At 40.3% G+C, this 22,147-nt stretch carries 20 protein-coding genes; 14 read left to right on the top strand and 6 right to left on the bottom strand.

Going from position 1 to position 22,147, the window contains the following annotated elements:
- Positions 1 to 26: 26 nt before the first annotated feature.
- Positions 27 to 1,469 carry an adenylate/guanylate cyclase domain-containing protein gene (locus A9Y75_RS12290; RefSeq protein WP_071189849.1) on the top strand — a complete coding sequence of 481 codons (1,443 nt, stop codon included), beginning with the start codon at positions 27 to 29 and terminating at the stop codon, positions 1,467 to 1,469.
- 74 nt (positions 1,470 to 1,543) lie between these two features.
- On the opposite strand, the gene A9Y75_RS12285 is transcribed toward A9Y75_RS12290, so the two are convergent.
- From A9Y75_RS12285 to A9Y75_RS12280, 3 genes are all read right to left on the bottom strand, one after another.
- Positions 1,544 to 3,565, bottom strand: coding sequence for a family 10 glycosylhydrolase (locus A9Y75_RS12285; RefSeq protein ID WP_071189848.1), 2,022 nt, complete (start codon positions 3,563 to 3,565; stop codon positions 1,544 to 1,546).
- Positions 3,566 to 3,786: 221 nt separating this feature from the next.
- A complete protein-coding gene (locus A9Y75_RS30160; RefSeq protein ID WP_269086294.1) occupies positions 3,787 to 3,921 on the bottom strand; it encodes a hypothetical protein in 135 nt (44 codons plus the stop codon).
- A gap of 58 nt (positions 3,922 to 3,979) precedes the next feature.
- Positions 3,980 to 5,377, bottom strand: coding sequence for an amidohydrolase (locus tag A9Y75_RS12280; protein WP_071189847.1), 1,398 nt, complete (start codon positions 5,375 to 5,377; stop codon positions 3,980 to 3,982).
- An 82-nt stretch (positions 5,378 to 5,459) separates the two neighbouring features.
- Here A9Y75_RS12280 and A9Y75_RS12275 point away from each other — a divergent pair, with 82 nt between their 5' ends.
- From A9Y75_RS12275 to A9Y75_RS26430, 7 genes are all read left to right on the top strand, one after another.
- Positions 5,460 to 6,242 carry an isochorismatase family cysteine hydrolase gene (locus A9Y75_RS12275; RefSeq protein WP_071189846.1) on the top strand — a complete coding sequence of 261 codons (783 nt, stop codon included), beginning with the start codon at positions 5,460 to 5,462 and terminating at the stop codon, positions 6,240 to 6,242.
- A 78-nt stretch (positions 6,243 to 6,320) separates the two neighbouring features.
- A complete protein-coding gene (locus A9Y75_RS12270) occupies positions 6,321 to 6,776 on the top strand; it encodes a cupin domain-containing protein (protein ID WP_071189845.1) in 456 nt (151 codons plus the stop codon).
- 480 nt (positions 6,777 to 7,256) lie between these two features.
- A complete protein-coding gene (locus tag A9Y75_RS12265; RefSeq protein ID WP_071189844.1) occupies positions 7,257 to 7,676 on the top strand; it encodes an NUDIX hydrolase in 420 nt (139 codons plus the stop codon).
- A 90-nt stretch (positions 7,677 to 7,766) separates the two neighbouring features.
- The gene (locus A9Y75_RS30155) at positions 7,767 to 7,901 is read left to right on the top strand and encodes a hypothetical protein (RefSeq protein WP_269086293.1); all 135 of its coding nucleotides are present in this window, start codon (positions 7,767 to 7,769) and stop codon (positions 7,899 to 7,901) included.
- A gap of 205 nt (positions 7,902 to 8,106) precedes the next feature.
- Positions 8,107 to 9,276: an IscS subfamily cysteine desulfurase gene (locus tag A9Y75_RS12260; protein WP_071189843.1), complete on the top strand. Its 1,170-nt coding sequence runs from the start codon at positions 8,107 to 8,109 to the stop codon at positions 9,274 to 9,276.
- Positions 9,277 to 9,422: 146 nt separating this feature from the next.
- Positions 9,423 to 9,632 (top strand): type II toxin-antitoxin system HicB family antitoxin, encoded by a 210-nt coding sequence (locus tag A9Y75_RS12255; protein ID WP_071189842.1) that lies wholly within the window; start codon positions 9,423 to 9,425, stop codon positions 9,630 to 9,632.
- A 194-nt stretch (positions 9,633 to 9,826) separates the two neighbouring features.
- Complete coding sequence (locus A9Y75_RS26430) at positions 9,827 to 10,000, top strand: type II toxin-antitoxin system HicA family toxin (RefSeq protein WP_269086299.1); 174 nt, start codon at positions 9,827 to 9,829, stop codon at positions 9,998 to 10,000.
- A gap of 83 nt (positions 10,001 to 10,083) precedes the next feature.
- Here the strand turns inward: A9Y75_RS26430 and A9Y75_RS12250 are convergent, their stop codons facing one another.
- Both A9Y75_RS12250 and A9Y75_RS12245 read right to left on the bottom strand, forming a co-directional pair.
- Positions 10,084 to 11,130 (bottom strand): Type 1 glutamine amidotransferase-like domain-containing protein, encoded by a 1,047-nt coding sequence (locus A9Y75_RS12250; protein WP_071189841.1) that lies wholly within the window; start codon positions 11,128 to 11,130, stop codon positions 10,084 to 10,086.
- Positions 11,131 to 11,290: 160 nt separating this feature from the next.
- Complete coding sequence (locus A9Y75_RS12245; RefSeq protein WP_071189840.1) at positions 11,291 to 12,478, bottom strand: glycosyltransferase family 4 protein; 1,188 nt, start codon at positions 12,476 to 12,478, stop codon at positions 11,291 to 11,293.
- 292 nt (positions 12,479 to 12,770) lie between these two features.
- Between A9Y75_RS12245 and A9Y75_RS12240 the strand changes: the two genes are divergently transcribed.
- Positions 12,771 to 13,553 (top strand): Uma2 family endonuclease, encoded by a 783-nt coding sequence (locus tag A9Y75_RS12240; protein WP_071189839.1) that lies wholly within the window; start codon positions 12,771 to 12,773, stop codon positions 13,551 to 13,553.
- 182 nt (positions 13,554 to 13,735) lie between these two features.
- On the opposite strand, the gene lepA is transcribed toward A9Y75_RS12240, so the two are convergent.
- Positions 13,736 to 15,547: a translation elongation factor 4 gene (gene lepA / locus A9Y75_RS12235; protein WP_071189838.1), complete on the bottom strand. Its 1,812-nt coding sequence runs from the start codon at positions 15,545 to 15,547 to the stop codon at positions 13,736 to 13,738.
- A 540-nt stretch (positions 15,548 to 16,087) separates the two neighbouring features.
- Between lepA and A9Y75_RS12230 the strand changes: the two genes are divergently transcribed.
- The 5 genes from A9Y75_RS12230 (at position 16,088) to A9Y75_RS12210 (ending at position 22,026) form a co-directional block, all read left to right on the top strand.
- Entirely contained in the window at positions 16,088 to 16,324 is a 237-nt protein-coding gene (locus A9Y75_RS12230) for a hypothetical protein (protein ID WP_071189837.1), read from the top strand.
- Positions 16,325 to 16,517: 193 nt separating this feature from the next.
- A complete protein-coding gene (locus A9Y75_RS12225) occupies positions 16,518 to 18,302 on the top strand; it encodes an ATP-binding protein (RefSeq protein WP_071189836.1) in 1,785 nt (594 codons plus the stop codon).
- 96 nt (positions 18,303 to 18,398) lie between these two features.
- Complete coding sequence (locus A9Y75_RS12220) at positions 18,399 to 19,046, top strand: DUF3386 domain-containing protein (protein ID WP_071189835.1); 648 nt, start codon at positions 18,399 to 18,401, stop codon at positions 19,044 to 19,046.
- 311 nt (positions 19,047 to 19,357) lie between these two features.
- Complete coding sequence (locus tag A9Y75_RS12215) at positions 19,358 to 19,588, top strand: NifU family protein (RefSeq protein WP_026103970.1); 231 nt, start codon at positions 19,358 to 19,360, stop codon at positions 19,586 to 19,588.
- 203 nt (positions 19,589 to 19,791) lie between these two features.
- A complete protein-coding gene (locus A9Y75_RS12210) occupies positions 19,792 to 22,026 on the top strand; it encodes a glycoside hydrolase (protein WP_071189834.1) in 2,235 nt (744 codons plus the stop codon).
- The last annotated feature ends 121 nt before the right edge of the window (positions 22,027 to 22,147 follow it).

The raw sequence follows: 22,147 nt of genomic DNA, 5'->3' as shown, positions 1-22,147 counted from the left end.
GCCTGTTTGTTGAAGGAGAAAGCTGGATGTTAACCTTTTTTAAATTGTGCCTACAGCTTTTTAATGCCCGGCTATCACGGTACATTGTTACCTGGGTATTTACCAGCATTGTAGTGATTGAACTAGCAATTCTGGTACCTTCTTATGTTCGGCGGGAAGATGAGCTATTATCCAAGCTGGAGAATGTTTCTGATGAAGTTTTTGCTTCCCTTATTTACAAAATACAGCAAGGTGCAGATGCTTCAGAAATTCTGAGCATTACAGCTAACAAACTCAAACCTGGATCTGTGATTCTAGGTGGAGCAGTTTACCAAGCTAATGGGGAATTGGTGGGAACATTTGGGGAAAAACCCTATATTTCTGCTTCTAATTTGGGGAAGGTCAAGGTTTTTCGGTTTCGGAGTTCGGATAGAAAGCGCTATGATGTGGCTTGGTCTGCCCAAATGTTAGCTGGTAAGTATATCCTGATTGTGCGTCATAATTCTTCCTCTGTACAAACAGAATTGTATGCCTTTTCAATCAGGGTTGCCGGACTGGTTTTAATCATTTCGATTTTTGTTACCCTGACGACGATGTTGACTTTGGGAGTAACGGTGATTAGGCCGATTTTGTTGCTGCGAGATGATTTGGTAGCTGCGGGGGAAGCAATTAGTGAAGATGGAGATGATCCGCTTTTTTCTACGTTGTCTGTTAAACGTCAGGATGAGATGGGTGAGGTGATAGAGGCATTTAGCCAAATGTTTCAAAGAGTCAGAGCGGAAATTAGCACTCGTCATCTGATGGAAACTTCTCTACGAGATGAACAGGAAAAATCAGAACGGTTGCTGCTGAATATTTTACCTGCGGAGATTGCCCAACAGTTAAAACAGAATCAAAGTGCGATAGCTCAACGATTTGATGAAGTCACTATTCTCTTTGCAGATATTGTCAATTTTACCGGACTAGCAGCGCACATCACACCTATCGAACTTGTAAATTCTCTCAATGAGATTTTTTCTAGTTTTGATCGCTTGGCAGAATTTCATGGTTTAGAGAAAATCAAGACAATTGGTGATGCTTATATGGTAGTTGGTGGTTTACCCACTCCCCGCTCTGATCATGCCTTAGCGGTTGCTCAAATGGCACTCGATATGCAACAGGCAATTACTCAAATTCAAACAGCCACAGGTGAATCTTTTCAATTACGAATTGGCATTAATACTGGTTCTGTAGTTGCTGGGGTGATTGGTTTAAAAAAGTTTAGTTATGATTTGTGGGGTGATGCAGTTAATCTAGCGAGTCGAATGGAATCTCATGGAATTGTCGGCAAAATTCAATTATCAGAAACGACTTATTTACACCTTAAAGATGATTATAAATTAGAAAAACGGGGATTAATTCAGGTAAAAGGTAGAGGTGAAGTCACTACTTATCTGTTAATTCGTAAACAGGGAACAGGGAACAGGGAACAGGGAACAGGGAATTCTTAATTTTCCCCCCGTCACCGCGTCCCCGCGTCTTCCCATCTCCCCATCTCCCCATCTCCGCGTCAGCCATTAGGATATTAAGTCACAGTAATTACCAAACCCTGACTCTCATTTCCTAATCTATTCACTGCACATACTGCATAGGTTCCCGGTTGGACTGTAGCAAAGGTAGTCCCAGCGGATAAAATGCGCTGAATTGTCCAATTATTTGCAGTTTGGCGATAAAGTGTCCAAGAACGCACAGGTTGATTATCAGTTGGTTGCCAATTTAATTTACCATTTTCAAATTTGAGATTTTTGGGGGGAGGTGGTGGTGTGGTGTTTTGCCATGACATAGTGGGAACTAAGGCAGGTATGGGATAATAAGACTTAAATTGGTCAGCTATACCTTGACGATTGTTTTTGATAGAACTCATACTAAAAAAGATATTTCCCAAAGAAAGTTTTCCAGCTAAGTTGCGAGAAATCAGAATTTGTTTTTGGATTTCTTCATTTTTCCAAACTTTACCGTCCAGTTGTCCGATATTATTACCAGCGTAAATATGTCGTTGTTTGGTATTAGTTTCTGTCCACCATTTTAGTAAGACTTCATAACTTTGTTGTGTTTGGTCAGTACGCCAATAAAGTTGGGGGGCTAAATAATCTATCCAACCTTCTTGTAACCATTTTTTGGAATCAGCATAAAGGACATTATAGGGATCTAAACCAACAATACCTGCTGGTTGTCCGGGGCGATAAATGCCAAAGGGACTAATACCAAATTTAACGTGAGATTTAGTTTTTTTAATTCCTTGAGATAAACGCAACACCATCTGATTTACGTTTTCCCGTCGCCAATTTTCTAGGCTGAGTGTGCCACCATTTGATTTATAAGCTGCGTAGGTTTTGCTATCAGGAAAAGATTGACGAGATATGGGATAAGGATAGAAATAGTCATCTAGATGAATAGCATCTAAATCGTAGCGGCTGACAACATCTATAATTACGTTGTAGGCTCGATCTTGGACGATTTTTGCGCCTGGGTCCATCCATAGTTGATTACCCCATTGGTAAACAACTTCGGGATTTGTGACTGCTATGTGAGGACGGACATTAGAACCACTTTTGATAGTAGTTTTGGCGCGGTAGGGGTTGAACCAAGCATGAAGTTCAATATTGCGTTTATGACATTCTGCGATCGCATATTCTAAAGGATCATAAAATGGTTCTGGTGCTTTCCCCTGAGTCCCTGTAATCCATGCACTCCAAGGTTCTAACTGGGAAGAGTATAAAGCATCTCCTTCTGGTCGTACCTGCAAAACTAAGGCGTTAAAATTGAGAGATTGTAATTGTTTAATAATTTCCAGCAGTTCGGCTTTCTGCTGTTCCACAGGAAGTCCTGGTTTGGAAGGCCAATCACTATTCCACACAGTTGTCACCCAAGCACCCCGAAACTCTCGGCGATGATTTACCCTAATTGTATTGGGAGTAGTGGGTTTAGTGTCCGATGATGGCGGTATCACAATATAACCAGAAGCAATTTTTTCCGCCTTCCCCAGATACACTAAAGCTTGATAGACCATCACCGCTACCTCAGCACGAGTAGCAGCCATTTGCGGGTTCAGTATTTTAATATTGGGATAATTAACCACCCAACCTACACGAGTTGCGATCGCAATTTGATTGATAGCATAACTAGAAATGACTGCCGCATCTTGATAAATTTGTGGTAACTTACTCACTAAGTCAGGTGCTACCTGAGCAGCAATCTCTAACCCGTTGATCATAGAGACTAAGACATCACCCCTAGAAATAGTATCATTGGGGCGGAAAGTCTGATCAGGGTAGCCCACAAGAAATCCAGTTTCATAAACTTTTTTAATGGCATTTTTTGCCCAATATGTCTCATCGACATCTTTAAAAGCTACATATTCCCGTTTTTTAGTAGGCGTAAATACAGAACCGATGATAGCAGCAAACTCACCACGAGTAACAGGATTATTAGGACGAAAAGTCCCATTAGTATATCCATTGAGAATGCGACGCTGAACTAAAGCCTGAATGAATAAACGCGCCCAATGATTTTGAATATCAGGGAATGACGTAGAAGTAGATACCATAGGATATTTTTCGAGTGATTGATATTTTACAATTACAGCAGATTGCAGATCAATGAGGTACAGAATCTAAATTGAAACCTAGACACATTCGCCAGTTTTACTCCTGACTCCTGAACCGATAGCGCAGCGTGGCGTAAGCCATAGGTCTGCGAAGCGTCTCCTGATTCCTGAATTCTGCTGTAATGAAGATTCCAACTAACCAAAAGTCTCTCTTAAATCTCTTAAATGAAATTAGTAGGAATTGAATAATCAGGACTAAGTAATCCTGTGGCTTTGATAGGATCAAAACCTTCCAGAAACAAAGTTTTCTGATTATATTGTACCCGAATTAAATTTGCACCTTTAACCTTAACCATCTTACGATTCCAGATATTAAACTAAACTACAAAAACTCCCTCAGCGTACCTCTGCGTTTTATAAACCCATAACTTGACGATAACGCCTTTCCATTTGCACAACACTCTCCGACGGGCGTGTTGTTTCCCACTGACTGCGGTTAAATAATTCTTGCCGCAATTCATCAACATTAATAGTTGTAACTGCACCATTAGCAATAATTTGTTTACCATTTACCCAAGCACTATCCACAACATTGGTAGGACGACCCAAAACTAATAAACCAATCGGATCAGTCCGAGGTAATAATGATAAATTAGTCAAATCATAAAGAACTAAATCAGCTTGTTTACCAACAGTAAGAGAACCAATTTTATCATCTATATTTAGTCCCTTTGCCCCACCTAAAGAAGCCATTTCTACAGATTCACGGGGAGTAATCCAAAATTGATAATCAAAATCTGTAACATTGTGCAGAATCGAACCAATTTTAATAGCTTCTAACAAATCTTGAGAATCATTACTAGAAGCACCATCACAACCAAAAGTTACATTTACCCCAGCTTGACGATATTTTAAAATTGGAGCAATACCACTACCTAAACGTAGATTACTTAACGGATTATGAACGACAGTAGATTGAGTTTGGGCAAGGATATTAATATCAAAATCAGTTAACCACACACAATGGGCTAAACTAGTACTAGCGCTCAAAAAGCCAATTCTTTGTAAATGTTCAACCGCAGAACAACCATATTTTTCTTCAGCAAGTTTTTTCTGAGCCTTAGTTTCCAGTAAATGCGAGTGACGACAAAGATTGTAACGATTACTTAACTCAATACATCCAGTAAATAAAGCATCTGTACACAACTGAATTCCCGTTGGTGCAACTAAAATAGTTATACCCTCCTCTGGGCGATGAAACAGCCTCACCGCTTCTTCAATAATTGCCAAAGTTTCCGCAGTCGAACGAAAATAAGGCTCATGAATTTGGGAAGATTCTCCTGAAGGTATCCCAGCGCTGAGAGATTCATCTTGAATTAGAGGTGCGACAAAAGCCCGAATTCCTATTTCTTGATAAGCGCGAACCGCTGTAGCAATAGTTTCTAACTCTTTTCCGGGAATTAACACCAAATGATCGACTACACTCGTTCCCCCAGAAAGTAAAGTTTCTACCGCCGTTCCCAAGGCGCTAAGATAAACCTGTTCCGTATCCAAAGGGGTAAATTCATATAACTGTGCTAACCATAATTCTAACGGCAAAGGTGAAATTACTCCCCGTTGCCAATGTTCAGAAGAATGGGTGTGGGCGTTAACAAAACCAGACAACAGCAGTTTATGTTCACCATTAATTCTTGTCCCAATCACATCTAAATCGGGTGCAATGGCAAAGATGATACCATTGACAACCTGGACATCTACAGTTGTGTAACCATCTGTAATAGGAATGACAGCATTTTGAATAGTAAAGTTCATTATTTTAACCTTGATTAAGTAATTGAACGGTCAACAGATTTTCAAGTTACAACTTAAACAATGATATTAGGTGTTGGCATTTATGAATTTACCCCTTCGGACTTTAGGAATTGCACCAAATGCTTGGAATGTGAATCAAGATTTTGCAGATATTACTCGTCCGCAAAAAACCCCACAATCCGTTATTTTATCAACAGAAACCAAAACTTTACGCCTTGATTTGGCAAAAACCGCCATTATCATTATTGATATGCAAAACGACTTTTGTCATCCTGATGGTTGGTTGGCGCATATCGGCGTAGATGTCATCCCAGCCCGTCAACCCATCGAACCGTTACAAAAATTATTACCACAACTACGGGCGGCTGATGTGCCTGTAATTTGGCTAAATTGGGGAAATCGTCCTGATTTACTGAATATTAGTTCAGCTTTACTCCATGTCTATAATCCCACAGGTGATGGTGTAGGATTGGGTCATCCTCTCCCCAGCAATGGCGAAAAAGTACTCATGGTGGGTAGTTGGGCGGCTGCGGTAGTAGACGAACTCGAACAGCTACCTGATGACATTTATGTGGATAAATATCGCATGAGTGGCTTTTGGGATACACCCTTAGATAGTATTCTGCGAAACTTAGGAATAACTACAATATTATTTGCGGGTGTTAACGCTGACCAATGTGTTTTAACAACATTATGTGATGCCAACTTCTTAGGATATGACTGCATCTTAATCAAAGACTGCACCGCCACAACTTCCCCTGAATATTGTTGGTTAGCTACATTATATAATGTCAAACAATGCTTCGGTTTTGTGACAGATTCATCAGCAATTTCTACAACTTTAAATAACACCAGTGGGAAATAGAAAATTGAGACTGGGAAATGGGGACTTTTCACCCATGACAAAATCTAAAATCTAAAATCTAAAATCCAAAATTGAAATATGCAAGCTACTTGTTGTGTAATTCCGGTTATTAAATCTCCCAAAGATTACCAAGCATACCGCATCAGCCCCCGTGATTCTAATCGATTAGCAATTATCTTTGATTCCACAACTGCTAATACTTCTTTGACTTGTTGTGTAGAAATATTTGATGTCGGTGGACAAACCCCACCAAATCGTCATCAATGGGCATTGGAAATGTTTTTTATTCTCAAAGGAGAAGGAGTTGCTATTTGTGATGGAAAAACAGTAGCAATCAAAGCCGGAGATAGTTTATTAGTACCGCCTACAGGCACTCATTTGATTAAAAATACAGGTACTAATCGTCTTTATACACTGACGATTATGGTTCCTAATGAAGATTTTTCAGAACTAATTCGCAGTGGCATTCCTGTAGAATTAGATGCAGAAGATATGGCTGTTTTGGGGAGAGTAGATCCTTTTAAATTTGTCTAAGTCTAAAAACCTGATTATTTCGTAGGGTGGGCATTGCCCACCAACCCTGATTGAGAAGCTACAAGATGTGAATACATACATCAAATAGGATTCTATCTCTGTGATGCAGTCAGGATGAAAAATAAAAATGAAACTTCGTCAAGTCGCTTCTCTACGAGACGCTGCGCGAACGCTCCAATTAAAAATTAAAAATTAAAAATTAAAAATTATTAATTAAAAATTGCAATCAGTGGGGGCTTGCACCCAAAATTAATTAAAAATTATTATTAATCTTAAATTTTTAACTTTTAATTTAAAAAAGGTCAAATATTATACGGAATAAATAGTTAAACTAGTGAAATATATCACAACAGTAATTAATTTATAGCCAATATTGCTAACCTAGGGGAGAAAACCTCTGGAGACTGACCATGAGACTATTGCTCTTATAATCAGTAAAATTTTAAAATTTAGTAACCGATTGTTTAGGAATATATTTTCATGAGCCAAAAACCCAACAAAGTTTTGAAACAATCAGGAGTCATTCCATATCGTGTCAGAGATGGAAAATTTGAAATTTTATTGATTACCACTCGTAAACGTCAAAGCTGGGTAATTCCTAAAGGGGGAGTTTGCAAGGGAATGAGTCCTTACGATTCAGCGGCCAAAGAAGCGTGGGAGGAAGCAGGAGTGGTTGGTCAGGTGAATAATGAGAAAATCGGTGCTTATAAATATCGTAAAGGTGGTAACATCTATCAAGTAAATTTATTTTTGTTACCAGTAGAGATAGTTTTAGAAGATTGGCCAGAGGCAATGCATAGAGAACGGCTGTGGTTAGATATTAACCAAGCAGCCAGATTAGTGAAGATAACTTCTCTCAAAAGAATCCTCAAGACTTCACAAGACCAAGTGAAAATTTAATCCCTGTTTCTTGTATATAAATTAGCCATATTTAAATAAAATTGCCCCACTTTTTCCGGGGCTTTTGTTATTTTTGTTACGGTTAATTTAGTGTTAATTGGCAAACTGTTAAGTAATTTTAATTTTTTATCACTCAGTCATGTTAATAAAATAACATTATCATCCATGTCTTCTACAATATACAGCAGAATTCAGGAGTCAGGAGTCAGGAGTCAGGAGTCATAATGCTTATAAAATGAAGAATAGAGAGAGGTGAGATTTTATCAAAATCATCAAACTTTACTAAAAAAGCCTTTATTCTCCTGAACCGCAGGTCTGCGTAGCGTCTTCTGTATTTTCTATCCTGAATACTTACTAGAAAATGAACTTGAGCAAGTTCTCAAAATCTTACAAAAACTAGGTCAAATTTTGATTTCACTCTGAATTAACTATGTCCAGTCGTCCTATCTATTTCGATTGTCACGCTACCACACCCGTTGATGAAAGGGTACTAGCCACAATGATTCCCTATTTTACCGAAAAGTTTGGTAATGCAGCTAGTATTAGTCATGTTTACGGTTGGGAATCAGACGCTGCTGTTCAACAAACACGGGGAATTTTAGCAAATGCAATTAATGCTAACCCGGAAGAAATTGTTTTTACAAGTGGTGCAACGGAAGCTAATAATTTAGCTATCAAAGGTGTAGCAGAAGCTTATTTCCAAAAAGGTCAACATATTGTTACTGTGGCCACGGAACATAAAGCAGTTTTAGACCCTTGTGAATATTTAAAAAGCCTCGGTTTTGGTCTGACAGTTTTACCTGTTCAAAAAGATGGATTAATTGATTTAAATCAGTTAGAAAAATCTTTACGGCATGATACAATTTTAGTATCTGTGATGGCGGCAAATAATGAAATTGGGGTTTTACAACCTTTAGCAGAAATTGGCAAAATGTGCCGTCAACGTCAAATTGTTTTTCATACAGATGCAGCCCAAGCAATTGGTAAAATTCCCTTAGATGTGGAAGAGATGAACATTGATTTAATGTCTCTCACAGCCCATAAAGTATATGGACCCAAGGGTATAGGTGCTTTATATGTTCGCAGACGCAACCCTAGAGTTAAACTTGCTTCCCAACAACATGGGGGAGGACATGAACGGGGTATGCGTTCCGGTACGTTATATACACCGCAAATAGTTGGTTTTGGTAAAGCTGTAGAAATTGCTTTAGCAGAACAAGAAACAGAAAATCAGCGCTTGACAGAATTAAGATCAAGATTGTGGAAACAGTTATCTACTGTCGAGGGAATTCATTTAAATGGACATCCTGAAAAAAGATTAGCAGGAAATTTGAATATTAGTATTGAGGGTGTAGATGGTGCTGCGCTTTCTCTAGGTTTACAACCAATTATGGCAGTTTCTTCTGGTTCTGCTTGTTCTTCAAATAATGTTGCACCTTCCTATGTGTTGACAGCGTTAGGAAATTCGGAAAAGTTAGCTTATGCTTCGGTGCGGTTTGGGATTGGTAGATTTAATACTGCTGAGGAAATCGACACCGTTGCAGAACATTTGATTTCTACTGTGAAAAGTTTAAGAAGATCCTCAGTAGTTAGTTGTTAGTAAATTCCCAACCCCTATTTTTTTAATAGATAGGGGTTTTTTAATAAAAATTTGAAGGGACTTTTTATTATTAGCCTTATAATTCATTCTCATGTGGACAATATTACTGTTAGCATAGATGTAAACGCCAGCCATACATAATAACTATGAAAATTCGCAGTTTTACCGTGATAGTTTACAAAGAAGATAATATGTATATAGCTGAATGTCCAGAAGTTGGCACTGTAGATCAAGGGGAAACAATCGAACAAGCAATAGCAGGTTTAAAAGAAGCAACGCGACTCTATTTAGAAGAATTTCCTTTACCTGAAACATCTCCTAGATATGTAACTAGCATTGAGGTTAGTTATGCCTAAATTACCACGAATTTCTAGTAAAGAGGCAATTCGGGCATTGGAACGTTTAGGATTTTACCAAGTTAGAGTATTCCAAGTAAAAAAATGCTCAATTTGTAGGGTGGGTTAGCGCAGCGTAACCCACCATTATCCTTGAACTTTATGGTGGGTTACGGACTAGCGTCCTAAACCACCCTACGATTTTTGGATAATTTATTTCTTGGAACACTCTTAGACAAACTGGTAGTCATGTTGTGATGAAAAAACAAACCCTAGATGTAGAAATTGGTTGTGTTGTTCCAGTGCATCAAGAACTAAAGGTAGGTACATTAAGCGGTATTCTCAAACAAGCACAAGTTACTCCTGAAGAATTTATAGAAAACCTATAATTATAATCATGAAAATAAATTAGGAGTAAAGCGTATTGCTAAACCCCTACAACCTAAATTCCTTGTGTATGTTTAATGATGACTCAATAAGGATCTGAGTCAAACCTTCCCCGCTTCACACTCCTGAGATAATAACCGGTTGACGGTAATTTATTTAAATCGAATGTCTCACCTCTGGGAACTCTCCAAATTTTATAATTGGAATAGGTGAGAGGACTACCAGGTTGACAGACTTCTGGTGGATGATCTCCTAAGACAAAATATGCTGCACCTCTCCCCATAACTTTCGCAATACCGTATTTATCCACCAGTAAAGATGTTTCTTCACTAATGGCTATACCTAATGCAGTTGCAGATACACCATCTTGAATTTGACGGGCAATAAAAACCATAATTCGACCCATTCTTTTCCGTTCATCGAAATGGGTATCGATGATGGTTTTCCGCAAATACTTCCATTGGAAAAAGTTGTAGGTAAATGTAATATTCCGATAAGGATCATCGAGTGCTTCCTTAGTTTCAATACTATCTTCACAAGCGCAAGAATCATAAACAAATTCACTTTGAATCATTGCACCTGCACTAGTACCACCAATAGCACCGCCTTTATCGTAAACTGACTTGACAGCAACTTCTAATTTAGTGTTTTTCCAGTTGCGAATATATTCACATTGATCTCCACCCGCAAAGAAAATTACACCAGCATTTCTGATTTTATCAAAAATATCGGTTCGGTTCGCTTCTTGTCTGTTGCTAATAATTAAAGTCTCTACATAATTTACCCCTTTCATGCGATAAATTAGCTGATTGTAATCATCGTCACCAGCAGTCCGAATCACTAAAACATTGACTTTGGTGTCAGAGTTACTCCCTCCCCTAACGTTGTTAATCATCCACTGGATAGCGTCATCGACATCAGTACCACCTCCACCCAAGTTATGCACAGGGCCAGCTAACAGGGGTAATTGATAACCAGTTTTAGCTGCGGGAGGACGAACATCGGTTGTGATGTCTCTAAAATAGCGCTTCAGGTTTGCTGTCAAATGGTTGATGATGTGGTTTACCATTTTCAACAACATAGTTTTTGCATTCTTCAAACGCTTTGCTATATTTGGGAATGCCTTTGTCATACTAATCTTTTGGCGCAAACAGCAATTACTGCTAACTCTCTCATCAGAAAGGGTAAAATTCCCAGCGTACAGGCTTTGTAGTGTTTTTTTACGCTATAAATTGCAGAGTAATTATTAATTCTCTGTGCTACTCTGGGAAAACCTCACTTTTCCTTGGTGTTTAACTACCAATCAATTTGCGCTCTCTTACCACTCTCTCATAAACTACTGCTGTTTGTTTAGCTAATTTCGGCCAACTAAAACGTCGTTCTAAATCTTCATAAGCGTTATCCACCAACCATTGTCCATAACCTGGATTTTTCAGAACTTCTAAAATTCCCCAAGCTAGGGAATCGGAGTTATTAACGCAAGTGGTAATTCCCGTTTTTGTATGTTGCACTACTTCAGGAAAACCACCCGTATCTGAAACTACTACTGGTACTCTAGAAGCAAAACTTTCTAACGCAACAATACCAAATGGTTCATAAAGACTCGGAAAAACTGCACAGTCAGCAATGGTTTGGAATTTATCTAAGTAATCATCAGAGAGAAAACCTGTAAAATAGCATTTGTCCCAAATTCCTAAATCCCCAGCTTGGCTTTTCAGATGGTCGGTATTACCACCACCAACTATCACAAATTTAACGTAACCCCCCATTTCCCAAAGTACTTTGGGCGCTGCATTAAGTAATACGGATATGCCCTTTTCATAGGTCATGCGACCCAGGTAATAAACGATTTTTTCATGATCATCGGCAAATTGGCGGCGGAAATCTTGAGCATGAAAATCTGCGTGGTGCTGTTTCTTTTCTGGTCGAATACCGTTATAAATAACATCAATTTTGTTGCTAGGACTATGTAGCACTCTTCCTACTTCCCCACGCATATATTCAGTACAAACGATAATGCGCCAAGCATTATAAGCTAAGGAATTTTCTTTATCGCTAATATAGCGTTGAGTGTCATTGTAAATACCGTTATAGCGCCCGTATTCGGTTGCATGGATGGTAGCGATGAGGGGGATTTTAAAGGTATGCTTGAGAGCGATCGCTGCATCCCCAACTAACCAATCATGGGCATGGATAATATCAAATCCCCCTTCCTCGATGATCAACTTACCACCGTGATGTCCCATACTTTCGTTGAGATTGACTACCCAGTGGAAAAAGTCGTTACTTGGGGAAACTGGTAATCGATGTACATGAATTCCTTCAACTACCTCATACAACGATGCTTGTGTAACTTCAGGTGTAATTAGGTGGATTTCATGCCCTAGCTTGACGATTTCTGGGTATAATTCTGCTACATGACGGGCAATCCCTCCTACTATCCTGGGCGGAAATTCCCAACTCAGTACTAGTATCTTCATTTACGCAACTCCCCGATGATTTACAAAACTTAAAAAAAATTTGAAAAACTATATTTATCTCAAAATACAAGTCTGGCAAGTAGCATAAGGGTGGTTAATAAAATTTGGGAATTTTTTAATGTTTTTTGATAAAGCTTATCAGAATTGTCAAACTTAGGGAACTATTTGAGATTTTAAAATACCCAAAGAGTGCGATTGTGCGGAGTGCAGTTCTGGAGGCAATCGCACTGCTCACTCCCAGAGGATAAACTAAATTATAGAAACCCAAACCGATACAAGTAGGCCGTTCATCATGGTACAACAGGCTTTTTCAACTGAACTTGCTGCTGAACCCGATATCAGCCAGATTATTACTGAAGATGATACCCCAGTGGATAATTTTCTCTCTGAAAAACAACAGCGTCTATTAACAGGAGTTTTATATAATGCTTGGCTGCCTCCCACGGAGTCACAAACCTTTATCGCCGCAGCCAATGTGGGAGTTTTTTATAACATCGGTTTACCCCCGCTTGTACCGGATGTTTTCCTCAGTTTAGATGTCACCATGCCGGAAAATTGGGGAGAGAAGAAGAACCGGAGTTATTTTAATTGGCAGTTTGGTAAAGCACCAGATGTAGTTATAGAAATAGTTTCCAACCGCGAAGGAAATGAATTAGGTTCTAAATTAAAAGATTATGCTCGCATGGGTGTCTGGTATTACGCCATATTTGATCCTTTGGAAATGTTGGGAGATCAGCTACTGCGTACTTATCAACTAGGAATTAGACAATATTTAGAAACGGATGATTTCTATTTTCCAGAAGTAGGTTTAGGTTTAACTTTGTGGGAAGGAGTATTTGAGGGAAAACAAGATATTTGGTTGCGTTGGTGCGACAAAGCCGGAAACATTTTACCCACAGGTACAGAAAGCGCACAACAAGCTCAACAAGAAGCTCAAACCGCAAAACAGGAAGCTCAAACTGCAAAACAGGAAGCTCAAACCGCAAAACAAGAAGCCGAACTAGCTCAACAACGCACGGCACAACTAGAAGCGCAGTTAAGAGCTTTGGGAATAGAACCGCAAGGTAATTCGTAATTCGTAATTCGTAATTCGTAATAGTACCGACCGTCCCGCTAGGGATACGTAATTAAGGCAAAATCTCAGTTCAGAACCTGGATTTAGTAAGTTGGTTTAGGGAAAGGTTAAAGGGTCAAGGTTTTTTCTTCCTTTTCCCCCTTAACCGACCATTCTTGAGGGTTTTCCCAGCTTCGGTAATCTTAGTTTTGATCTAAGCGCAGTACAGCCATAAAAGCTTCCTGTGGTACATCCACTGTACCTACTGCTTTCATCCGTTTTTTACCCTTGGCTTGCTTCTGTAAGAGTTTCTTCTTCCGGCTAATATCACCACCGTAGCATTTAGCCAAAACATCTTTCCGCATAGCCGGGATATGTTCACTAGCAATAACTTTACTGCCAATAGATGCTTGAATGGGGACTTTGAATTGATGACGGGGAATTAGTTCTTTGAGCTTTTCAGCCATTGCTCTGCCAACATTGTAGGCTTTATCCCTATGAACAATCATCGCTAAAGAATCCACCGGATCACCATTAATCATGATATCCAACTTTACCAAATGATTCTCACGGTAGCCAATAAGATGATATTCCATACTGGCATAACCACGCGATCGCGATTTCATTTGGTCGAAAAAGTCTGTGACTACTTCTGCCAAAGGTAACTCATAGGTGAGTGTAGTCCGTCCTTGGGTAAGATATTTCATATCTTTGAAGATACCCCGGCGATTTTGCGATAACTCCATTAAAGAGCCAACGTAAGTTTCCGGTGTAATCATTTCTACTTTCACATAAGGTTCTTCTATTCTTTCGCGTTCATTGGGAGAGGGTAGGCGGCTAGGATTATCAATGTACACTTCCTCACCTTTGATGGTGATGACTTTGTAAACCACCGAAGGGGCTGTGATAATTAAATCTAGGTTATACTCACGTTCTAGGCGTTCCTGGACAATTTCCATGTGCAGTAAACCCAAGAACCCACAACGGAAGCCAAACCCCATTGCACTAGAAGTTTCCGGTTCGTAATGCAGGGCTGCATCGTTGAGTTCGAGTTTTTCTAAAGCTTCCCGCAAATCTTCAAATTGATCGGCATCAATAGGGAACATTCCACAAAAAACCATTGGGTTAGCTTCGGTGTAACCAGGTAAAGCTTCTGTGGCTTTGGACTTAGATAGGGTCATGGTGTCTCCTACCCGTGCATCAGCTACAGCCCTGATAGATGCAGCTAAATAGCCCACTTCACCAGCGTGTAGTTCTTCAACTTGCTTTTGGGTGGGAGAAAGAATGCCTATCTCGTCAATATCGTATTCTTTACCAGATGCCATCAAGTAAATGCGATCGCCCTTTCTGACACTACCATCCATCACCCGAAAGTAGACAATTACGCCTCGATAACTGTCATAGTAGCTATCAAAAATCAACGCCCGTAAGCGTTCATCAACTTTATCGGGTGCTGGTGGTACTCGCTCAACAATTGCTTCTAAAATTTCCGGAATCCCAATTCCTTCTTTAGCAGAAGCTAAAATTGCCCCACTGCAATCTAAACCGATAATTTCTTCAATTTCACCAATTACCCTGTCAGGTTCTGCTCCTGGTAAATCAATTTTATTCAAAACTGGAATAATTTCTAGGTTATGTTCCAGAGCTAAATACACATTTGCCAGTGTTTGAGCTTCTACACCTTGGGAGGCATCTACAACCAATAAAGCGCCTTCACAAGCTGCCAAACTTCTCGACACCTCATAAGAAAAGTCAACGTGTCCCGGCGTATCAATTAAGTTTAATACATACTGCTGACCGTCCTTAGCTGTATAATTCATCCGGGCAGCTTGCAGCTTAATTGTAATGCCGCGCTCCCGTTCCAAATCCATATTATCGAGAAACTGTTCCTTCATCTGTCGGTCTTCTACAGTCCCAGTGGCTTGTAGTAGGCGATCAGCGAGAGTTGATTTCCCGTGGTCAATGTGAGCAATAATACAAAAATTGCGAATGCGAACTGCGGGAACGTCAGTCATATACTATCTTTGCTTAAGCAGCAACCAAAGTGAAAGCTATTTACTTCATGTATTTTAATGCTTTCTTTGGTCATTGGTCATTGGTCATTGGTCATTGGTGATTAAGTTATTCTTAATTTTCTCCGCGTCCCCGCGTCTCCCCATCACCCCATCACCCCATCACCCCATCCCCGCGTCTCCCCATCCTCACAAGGGTAGGTGAATTTTTAAGGATATTATGAAACTCTATTGATAGCTGCTGGAATTCATCAACTAGGGGCTTACAATAAATATAAATTAATTACACTTAGGGATAATAAGTAATTGCCAACGGTAATTACCTGCAACTACTGATTTACGGACAAAACTTCTAGAGAGGGGAGCTACTGTCTAGCGAGTTATCAGAAAATTGCCACTTAAAACCTGACGCTGTTATTTTGGTACTATTTCGGGTAACTATGTAACTGTACTTTTTAAATATTTGTCAGTGAAATAGCCTGAATCATGAATATAACTGCTTGACAAAGCTTTGGACAAAACCATTTCAGAGCATCTAAACCTATGAATATGCAAGAAAAACCTACCGATGCGGAAAACAAACACCCCGATAAGGTAGAAATAGCCGTTCGCCTAGACTCCGAGTTAATAGCACAAATTCAGCATCTTACCAATGACCCAAGTAAAGTGATTGAGGTAGCTATCCGCCAATGGTTGCGGGGTGATGTACCCAGAGATGATGAGCTAACACGCACCCCTGTGCGGACACCAGTTCCTCCTCGCGGGGAATGGAACGATTGAAATTAGTGATTAATTTTCTGCTGCCTGTTGCCTATTGACTCTAATGATGAGAAATGTAAATTTTAAGGCGCTAGATTCCAGGAAAGGCAAAAATACACAATCGAAAATGTAAAAGCTGTAAAAGTTTATGCCAAAATTTAAGCAGCTTTAGTACAACTACGGTGGAAAGCAATTTGTCTATCCAACTCGATTAATGACTATTACTGCAAATACCCAATTGCCGAATTTATTTTCTCAGAATCGGGAATCTATTCCCCGCGCGACGAATGGCGCATTATTAACTCTCGGCTCCGAGTTGGTATATACGCAAGATCGGACTGGGCGCTATCTGACATTTGATTGGCAGCATAGCGAACTCCTAGATTTAAAGACTGAGAAAAGAGTTGATGCGCTCAATGAGAGTGAAAACTTTACTCCGGTGGATAAAGTTGCTTATCTGGAACGATTACACCGGATTTTGACAAGCTTAGTCCCGGAAAGGGTTCAGTGCTGGTTTAAATGCAGTCAGGAGTTATTAGAGTTGGAGTTGACAATCACTCCGATTATGCCGCGATTGGGTCAAGCCGCGACTACAGTTTTGGTGATGGGTAGGTTGTTGCAAGCCACAGCCAAGGCTCAAGAAGTGAATCAGGCTTCTATTTCGCCTTCACAACAAGAACCAGCTTTGCCTTCGTCTAGCGTGCCACAGGCATCGCCGCAACACCAAAAATTATTAAATAAAATCACCAGAAATATCCGGCGGACACTGGATCTAGATGTTATTTGGCAGCAAACAGTTGACAGTTTAGGAAAAGTCCTCAAGCTAGAGCGTTGTATTATCTGTCCTTATCAGCCTTCTAGCTCAAAAGTCCAGGTAATCGCTGAATATCACCAACCAGAGTTAGATTCCATGCTTGGCTCGGAAATAGATATATCTTCTGAGCCTGCTTTTACTCAGGCTTTGACTACTCTAGAACCGATGGTGATAGAGATGCCTGTGCAGATAAGTTCTGGTTCGCAAAAATTTTTGTTGGTTGCTACTAGTTATCAAGACCAAGCAAATGGGTTAGTTGCCTTAAGCTTAAACAATGAATGCTACCTGTTGACAGAAACAGAACGAGAATTAACTAAAGAACTAGCAGATCAGCTGGGAACTGCGATCGCTCACGCTACTTTATATAAAGAACTAGAAGCCGCGCGGCAAAAAGCTGAAGAAGCTTCCCGCTTAAAAAGCGAATTTCTGGCTAATGTATCCCATGAAATTCGTACTCCGCTAAATGGCATGATCGGCTTTTTGAAGCTGATTTTAGAAGGGATGGCAGATGATCCCGAAGAACAAAATCAGTTTTTGACAGAAGCTCACCAATTATCACTACATCTACTGAATATTCTCAATGATATTTTAGACATTGCCAAAATCGAAGCAGGCAAAATGGAGCTAGATTGCGCTCCAGTTAAGCTAAATGAGTTATTTAGTGATGTAGAAAGCTTTACGCGTCCCCAAGCGGAGATGAGAAACCTCAGCTTCCAGATGCAAATGCCTATCACCTCTGATGAAATCATCGTCCAAGGCAACTATCAAAGATTGTTACAAGTTATGCTCAATTTGGTAGGTAATGCCATTAAATTTACTCACGAAGGTGGTGTCACGATTAGCGCCGATTTAGTCCTGAAAAAAAGCAAAGGCAAACTGCAACCACAGGCATTACCTGGCATTGTCAAAGTCCGAGTCGCAGATACTGGCATTGGTGTTTCCCTAGATAAGCAAGATAAACTGTTTCAATTATTTTCCCAAGTGGATGGTTCCCGCACTCGTCATTACGGTGGCACAGGTTTAGGACTGACTATATCCCAAAAGCTCATAGAAGCAATGGGGGGTGAAGTCCATTTCTACAGTTTAGGCGAAGGACTTGGCTCAACTGTCACGTTTACAGTTCCACTTTATCAACAACCAGTGCTGTGTTCCCCTAGCGAATGTGAGATAGAAACTCTAAATTGAACTACTCAAACTACACTAGATAAAAGTGAAGTCAAGTCGCTTCTCTACGAGACGCTGCGCGAACGCTCCAAATTTAAAAAAGGTCAAAGTGCTTGTATGACAGTTCAGACAACCGCAGGCGTTTTATTCCAAACAGCTTACGAAAGTCGTTACACTTGGGACGATAACTTTCCTGGCTACAGTGCAGATGTACAACTGCTACAGGGAAGCGAAGTTTACACTGGCAAGATTCACATTAACCGCGACTTAGACGTAGAAGTTATAGGCGTTGCAGATCAACAAATAGAAGAAGGTATTTATATCCAGTTGCAGGAAACAGTCACACGCTGCAAACCCTACAATTTCCAACAGTCTCACAATCAGCACGAGTTTATATTGGGACAAACAGATGAAACAGGCTCAGTCACAGTTTTAGTCAAAGGTGAATCTATAGATTCCCAGTATAAAATCCGCGATCGCAGAATTTGTCAAGAAAATCGCGTTATGGGTCGCATGGCTTTGGTCATTGATACTTGGGATTATTTTGATACAGGTGCTGGTTACATTGCCAGTCAATATGATGTAGTTTTTTGTAACTCCAAAACCAACGAAGTTAACAGCGTTCTCAAATTTACAGACACCTATCAAAAATTTGGCGACTATTACATCATGACTAAACAGGTTGTAGAAGAGCATGACAACGGTGTTAGTGAGGTTGCAGACTCCATCACTGAGTTCACATACTCTAATATCAAGCTGTTATAGCAGGTGACAGGTGACAGGTGACAGGTGACAGGTGACAGAGCTTAAAAGTCTTTTGGTGTCTAAGTTTTATCATTAGCTGATGTCCTAACCGCCTTGTCCGTTGCGATAACTGACAACCGCTATAGAACTGGCAACAGTTTTGTTACAGGTCATTAAAAACAGATAACCCACAATATAGTGGCAATTGGGTCTAGGATCGATTTGAATCAGCAAAAGCCAAAAATTTTGGATATTTTGGGTAATGGATAAAATTCCTAAAATCCAATTTTCACACTCATTGTTAACTTAACAGGTCTAAAACTATGGAAACTATGGAACTGACAACTGAAAACGTTGAAACTGTATTAGATGAAATGCGCCCTTATCTGATGTCTGATGGCGGTAATGTGGAACTAGTTGAACTGGATGGTCCCATTGTGAAACTGCGGTTGCAAGGTGCTTGCGGTTCTTGTCCTAGTTCCGCAATGACTCTGAGAATGGGTATTGAACGCCGTCTCAAGGAAATGATTCCCGAAATTTCCGAAATCGAACAAGTTATCTAGGGACTGGGGAGATAGGGAGATGGGAAGATGGGGAGATGGGGAGAAGGAAGAGAATTTTTTCCCTATACACTCTGCCTTTGAGGCTCCTTCCTATTTATTACCCATCTCCCATAATTAATTACCTGGGGTGAATTGTTATATTGGATAATTTATCATTCATAATTCAACATTATTAGCAAATTCTCAATTACTTATAAATACCTATGTCCCATCCCCTGTACGTCGCTTTTATCTGGCATCAACATCAGCCACTTTACAAGTCTCCTGGCAGCAGCGGTTCGGTTTCAGATAGCCAGCATTACCGTCTACCTTGGGTACGGTTGCATGGTACTAAGGATTATCTAGATTTGATATTGCTGCTGGAGAAGTATCCCAAGTTACACCAAACGGTGAATTTAGTACCATCTTTAATATTACAACTGGAAGATTATATTGCTGGTACTGCTCTTGATCCTTACCTCACAGCCAGTTTGACACCTGTGGAAAAGTTAACCACAGAACAGCGGGAATTTATTGTTCAACATTTTTTTGATGCTAACCACCACACACTGATAGATCCCCATCCTCGCTATGCCGAGTTGTATTATCAAAGGCAGGAAAAGGGACAAAATTGGTGTTTAGCAAATTGGGAATTGCCAGATTACGGAGATTTACTAGCTTGGCATAATCTGGCTTGGATTGACCCGCTATTTTGGGATGACCCAGAAATTGCAGCTTGGTTGCAACAGGGACGGAATTTTACTTTAAGCGATCGCCAACGCATTTATTCTAAACAGCGCCAAATCCTCAGTCGCATTATTCCCCAACACCGGAAAATGCAGGACTCAGGGCAGCTAGAAGTCACCACAACCCCATACACTCACCCGATTTTACCCTTATTAGCTGATACTAATTCTGGGCGGGTAGCAGTGCCAAATATGATATTACCTGACCGTCGCTTTCAGTGGGTGGAAGATATTCCTCGTCATTTGCAGAAATCGTGGGATTTATATCACGACCGATTTGGGCAAAATCCCCGTGGTTTATGGCCTTCTGAACAGTCAGTCAGCCCAGAAATTTTACCGTATATTGTTAAACAGGGATTTAATTGGATTTGCTCAGATGAGGCCGTCCTAGGTTGGACGCTGAGACACTTTTTCCATCGGGATGGGGCGGGAAATGTGCAGCAACCAGAACTGCTTTATCGTCCTTATCGTTTGCAAACTCCAGCAGGTGATTTATCCATAGTATTCCGCGACCATAGATTATCAGATTTGATTGGTTTTACCTATGGGGCGATGCCGCCAAAACAGGCTACGGCAGATTTAGTGGGACATTTGCAAGCGATCGCTAAAATGCAAAGAGACAACCCCAGCGATCAACCTTGGTTAGTTACCATTGCCTTAGATGGTGAAAATTGCTGGGAATTTTATCCCCAAGACGGTAAACCTTTCCTAGAAACCTTATATCAAAGCTTGAGTGACGAACCTCATATCAAACTTGTCACCGTCTCCGAATTCCTAGACAAGTTTCCTCCCACAGCCACCATCCCCGGAGAACAACTACACAGCGGTTCCTGGGTAGATGGCAGTTTCACCACCTGGATAGGTGATCCTGCCAAAAATCGCGCTTGGGACTACCTAACAGAAGCTAGAAAAGTCCTAGCCAGTCATCCCGAAGCTACCGAAGAAAACAACCCTGCTGCTTGGGAAGCCTTATATGCCGCCGAAGGTTCCGACTGGTTTTGGTGGTTTGGTGAAGGACATTCATCAAATCAAGATGCCATCTTTGATCAATTATTTCGAGAGCATCTTTATGGCATTTATAAAGCCTTAAATGAACCCATACCGGGCTATTTAAGAAAAGCCGTAGAATTGCATGAAGCACGAATTGACCATCGACCAGCAGGATTTATTCATCCAGTTATTGATGGTAAAGGTGATGAACAAGACTGGGACAAAGCCGGACGGATAGAAGTTGGCGGTGCAAGGGGAACAATGCACAACAGCAGCCTAATCCAGCGACTTTGGTATGGAGTAGATCACCTGAATTTTTATGTGCGAATAGATTTTAAAAGTGGCGTTACCCCAGGAAAAGGTTTACCAACCGAGTTAAATTTACTCTGGTATTATCCAGATAAAACAATGGTAAATAGCCCCATACCTTTAGCGGAAGTACCAGATATTGCACCAGTTAATTATCTATATCATCATCATTTAGAAATTAACTTACTCACCCAATCAATTCAATTTCGAGAAGCAGGAGATAATTATCAATGGCATCCTCGTGCTAGTCGCGCTCAAGCTGCTTTAAATAATTGTTTAGAGGTGGCAATACCTTGGGCAGATTTGCAAGTTCCTCCCGATTATCCCCTGCGCCTAATTTTGGCATTAGCAGATGAAGGTTGTTTTCACAGCTATTTACCGGAAAATACTTTGATTCCTATTGAAGTACCTTGATAAGCCTCATATACCCTAATTCTTAGGGACTTCCAAATAAAAAAATACCCAATTTGTAGGGTGGGTTACGTTGCGCTAATCCACCATTATCCCCTAAATTTATGGTAGGTTACGGACTACC

It is taken from the genome of Trichormus sp. NMC-1, assembly GCF_001858025.1.
In the GTDB taxonomy this organism is placed as follows: Bacteria; Cyanobacteriota; Cyanobacteriia; order Cyanobacteriales; family Nostocaceae; genus Anabaena.
This window is presented reverse-complemented; position numbering and strand designations above follow the sequence as displayed.

What these genes read in the sequence shown, in the direction of transcription:
- A9Y75_RS12290 (WP_071189849.1), top strand. Translation starts at nt 27, where the DNA reads ATGTTAACCTTTTTTAAATTGTGCCTACAGCTTTTTAATGCCCGGCTA.
- A9Y75_RS12285 (WP_071189848.1), bottom strand. Translation starts at nt 3,565, where the DNA reads ATGGTATCTACTTCTACGTCATTCCCTGATATTCAAAATCATTGGGCG.
- A9Y75_RS30160 (WP_269086294.1), bottom strand. Translation starts at nt 3,921, where the DNA reads ATGGTTAAGGTTAAAGGTGCAAATTTAATTCGGGTACAATATAATCAG.
- A9Y75_RS12280 (WP_071189847.1), bottom strand. Translation starts at nt 5,377, where the DNA reads ATGAACTTTACTATTCAAAATGCTGTCATTCCTATTACAGATGGTTAC.
- A9Y75_RS12275 (WP_071189846.1), top strand. Translation starts at nt 5,460, where the DNA reads ATGAATTTACCCCTTCGGACTTTAGGAATTGCACCAAATGCTTGGAAT.
- A9Y75_RS12270 (WP_071189845.1), top strand. Translation starts at nt 6,321, where the DNA reads ATGCAAGCTACTTGTTGTGTAATTCCGGTTATTAAATCTCCCAAAGAT.
- A9Y75_RS12265 (WP_071189844.1), top strand. Translation starts at nt 7,257, where the DNA reads ATGAGCCAAAAACCCAACAAAGTTTTGAAACAATCAGGAGTCATTCCA.
- A9Y75_RS12260 (WP_071189843.1), top strand. Translation starts at nt 8,107, where the DNA reads ATGTCCAGTCGTCCTATCTATTTCGATTGTCACGCTACCACACCCGTT.
- A9Y75_RS12255 (WP_071189842.1), top strand. Translation starts at nt 9,423, where the DNA reads ATGAAAATTCGCAGTTTTACCGTGATAGTTTACAAAGAAGATAATATG.
- A9Y75_RS12250 (WP_071189841.1), bottom strand. Translation starts at nt 11,130, where the DNA reads ATGACAAAGGCATTCCCAAATATAGCAAAGCGTTTGAAGAATGCAAAA.
- A9Y75_RS12245 (WP_071189840.1), bottom strand. Translation starts at nt 12,478, where the DNA reads ATGAAGATACTAGTACTGAGTTGGGAATTTCCGCCCAGGATAGTAGGA.
- A9Y75_RS12240 (WP_071189839.1), top strand. Translation starts at nt 12,771, where the DNA reads ATGGTACAACAGGCTTTTTCAACTGAACTTGCTGCTGAACCCGATATC.
- lepA (WP_071189838.1), bottom strand. Translation starts at nt 15,547, where the DNA reads ATGACTGACGTTCCCGCAGTTCGCATTCGCAATTTTTGTATTATTGCT.
- A9Y75_RS12230 (WP_071189837.1), top strand. Translation starts at nt 16,088, where the DNA reads ATGAATATGCAAGAAAAACCTACCGATGCGGAAAACAAACACCCCGAT.
- A9Y75_RS12225 (WP_071189836.1), top strand. Translation starts at nt 16,518, where the DNA reads ATGACTATTACTGCAAATACCCAATTGCCGAATTTATTTTCTCAGAAT.
- A9Y75_RS12220 (WP_071189835.1), top strand. Translation starts at nt 18,399, where the DNA reads ATGACAGTTCAGACAACCGCAGGCGTTTTATTCCAAACAGCTTACGAA.
- A9Y75_RS12215 (WP_026103970.1), top strand. Translation starts at nt 19,358, where the DNA reads ATGGAACTGACAACTGAAAACGTTGAAACTGTATTAGATGAAATGCGC.
- A9Y75_RS12210 (WP_071189834.1), top strand. Translation starts at nt 19,792, where the DNA reads ATGTCCCATCCCCTGTACGTCGCTTTTATCTGGCATCAACATCAGCCA.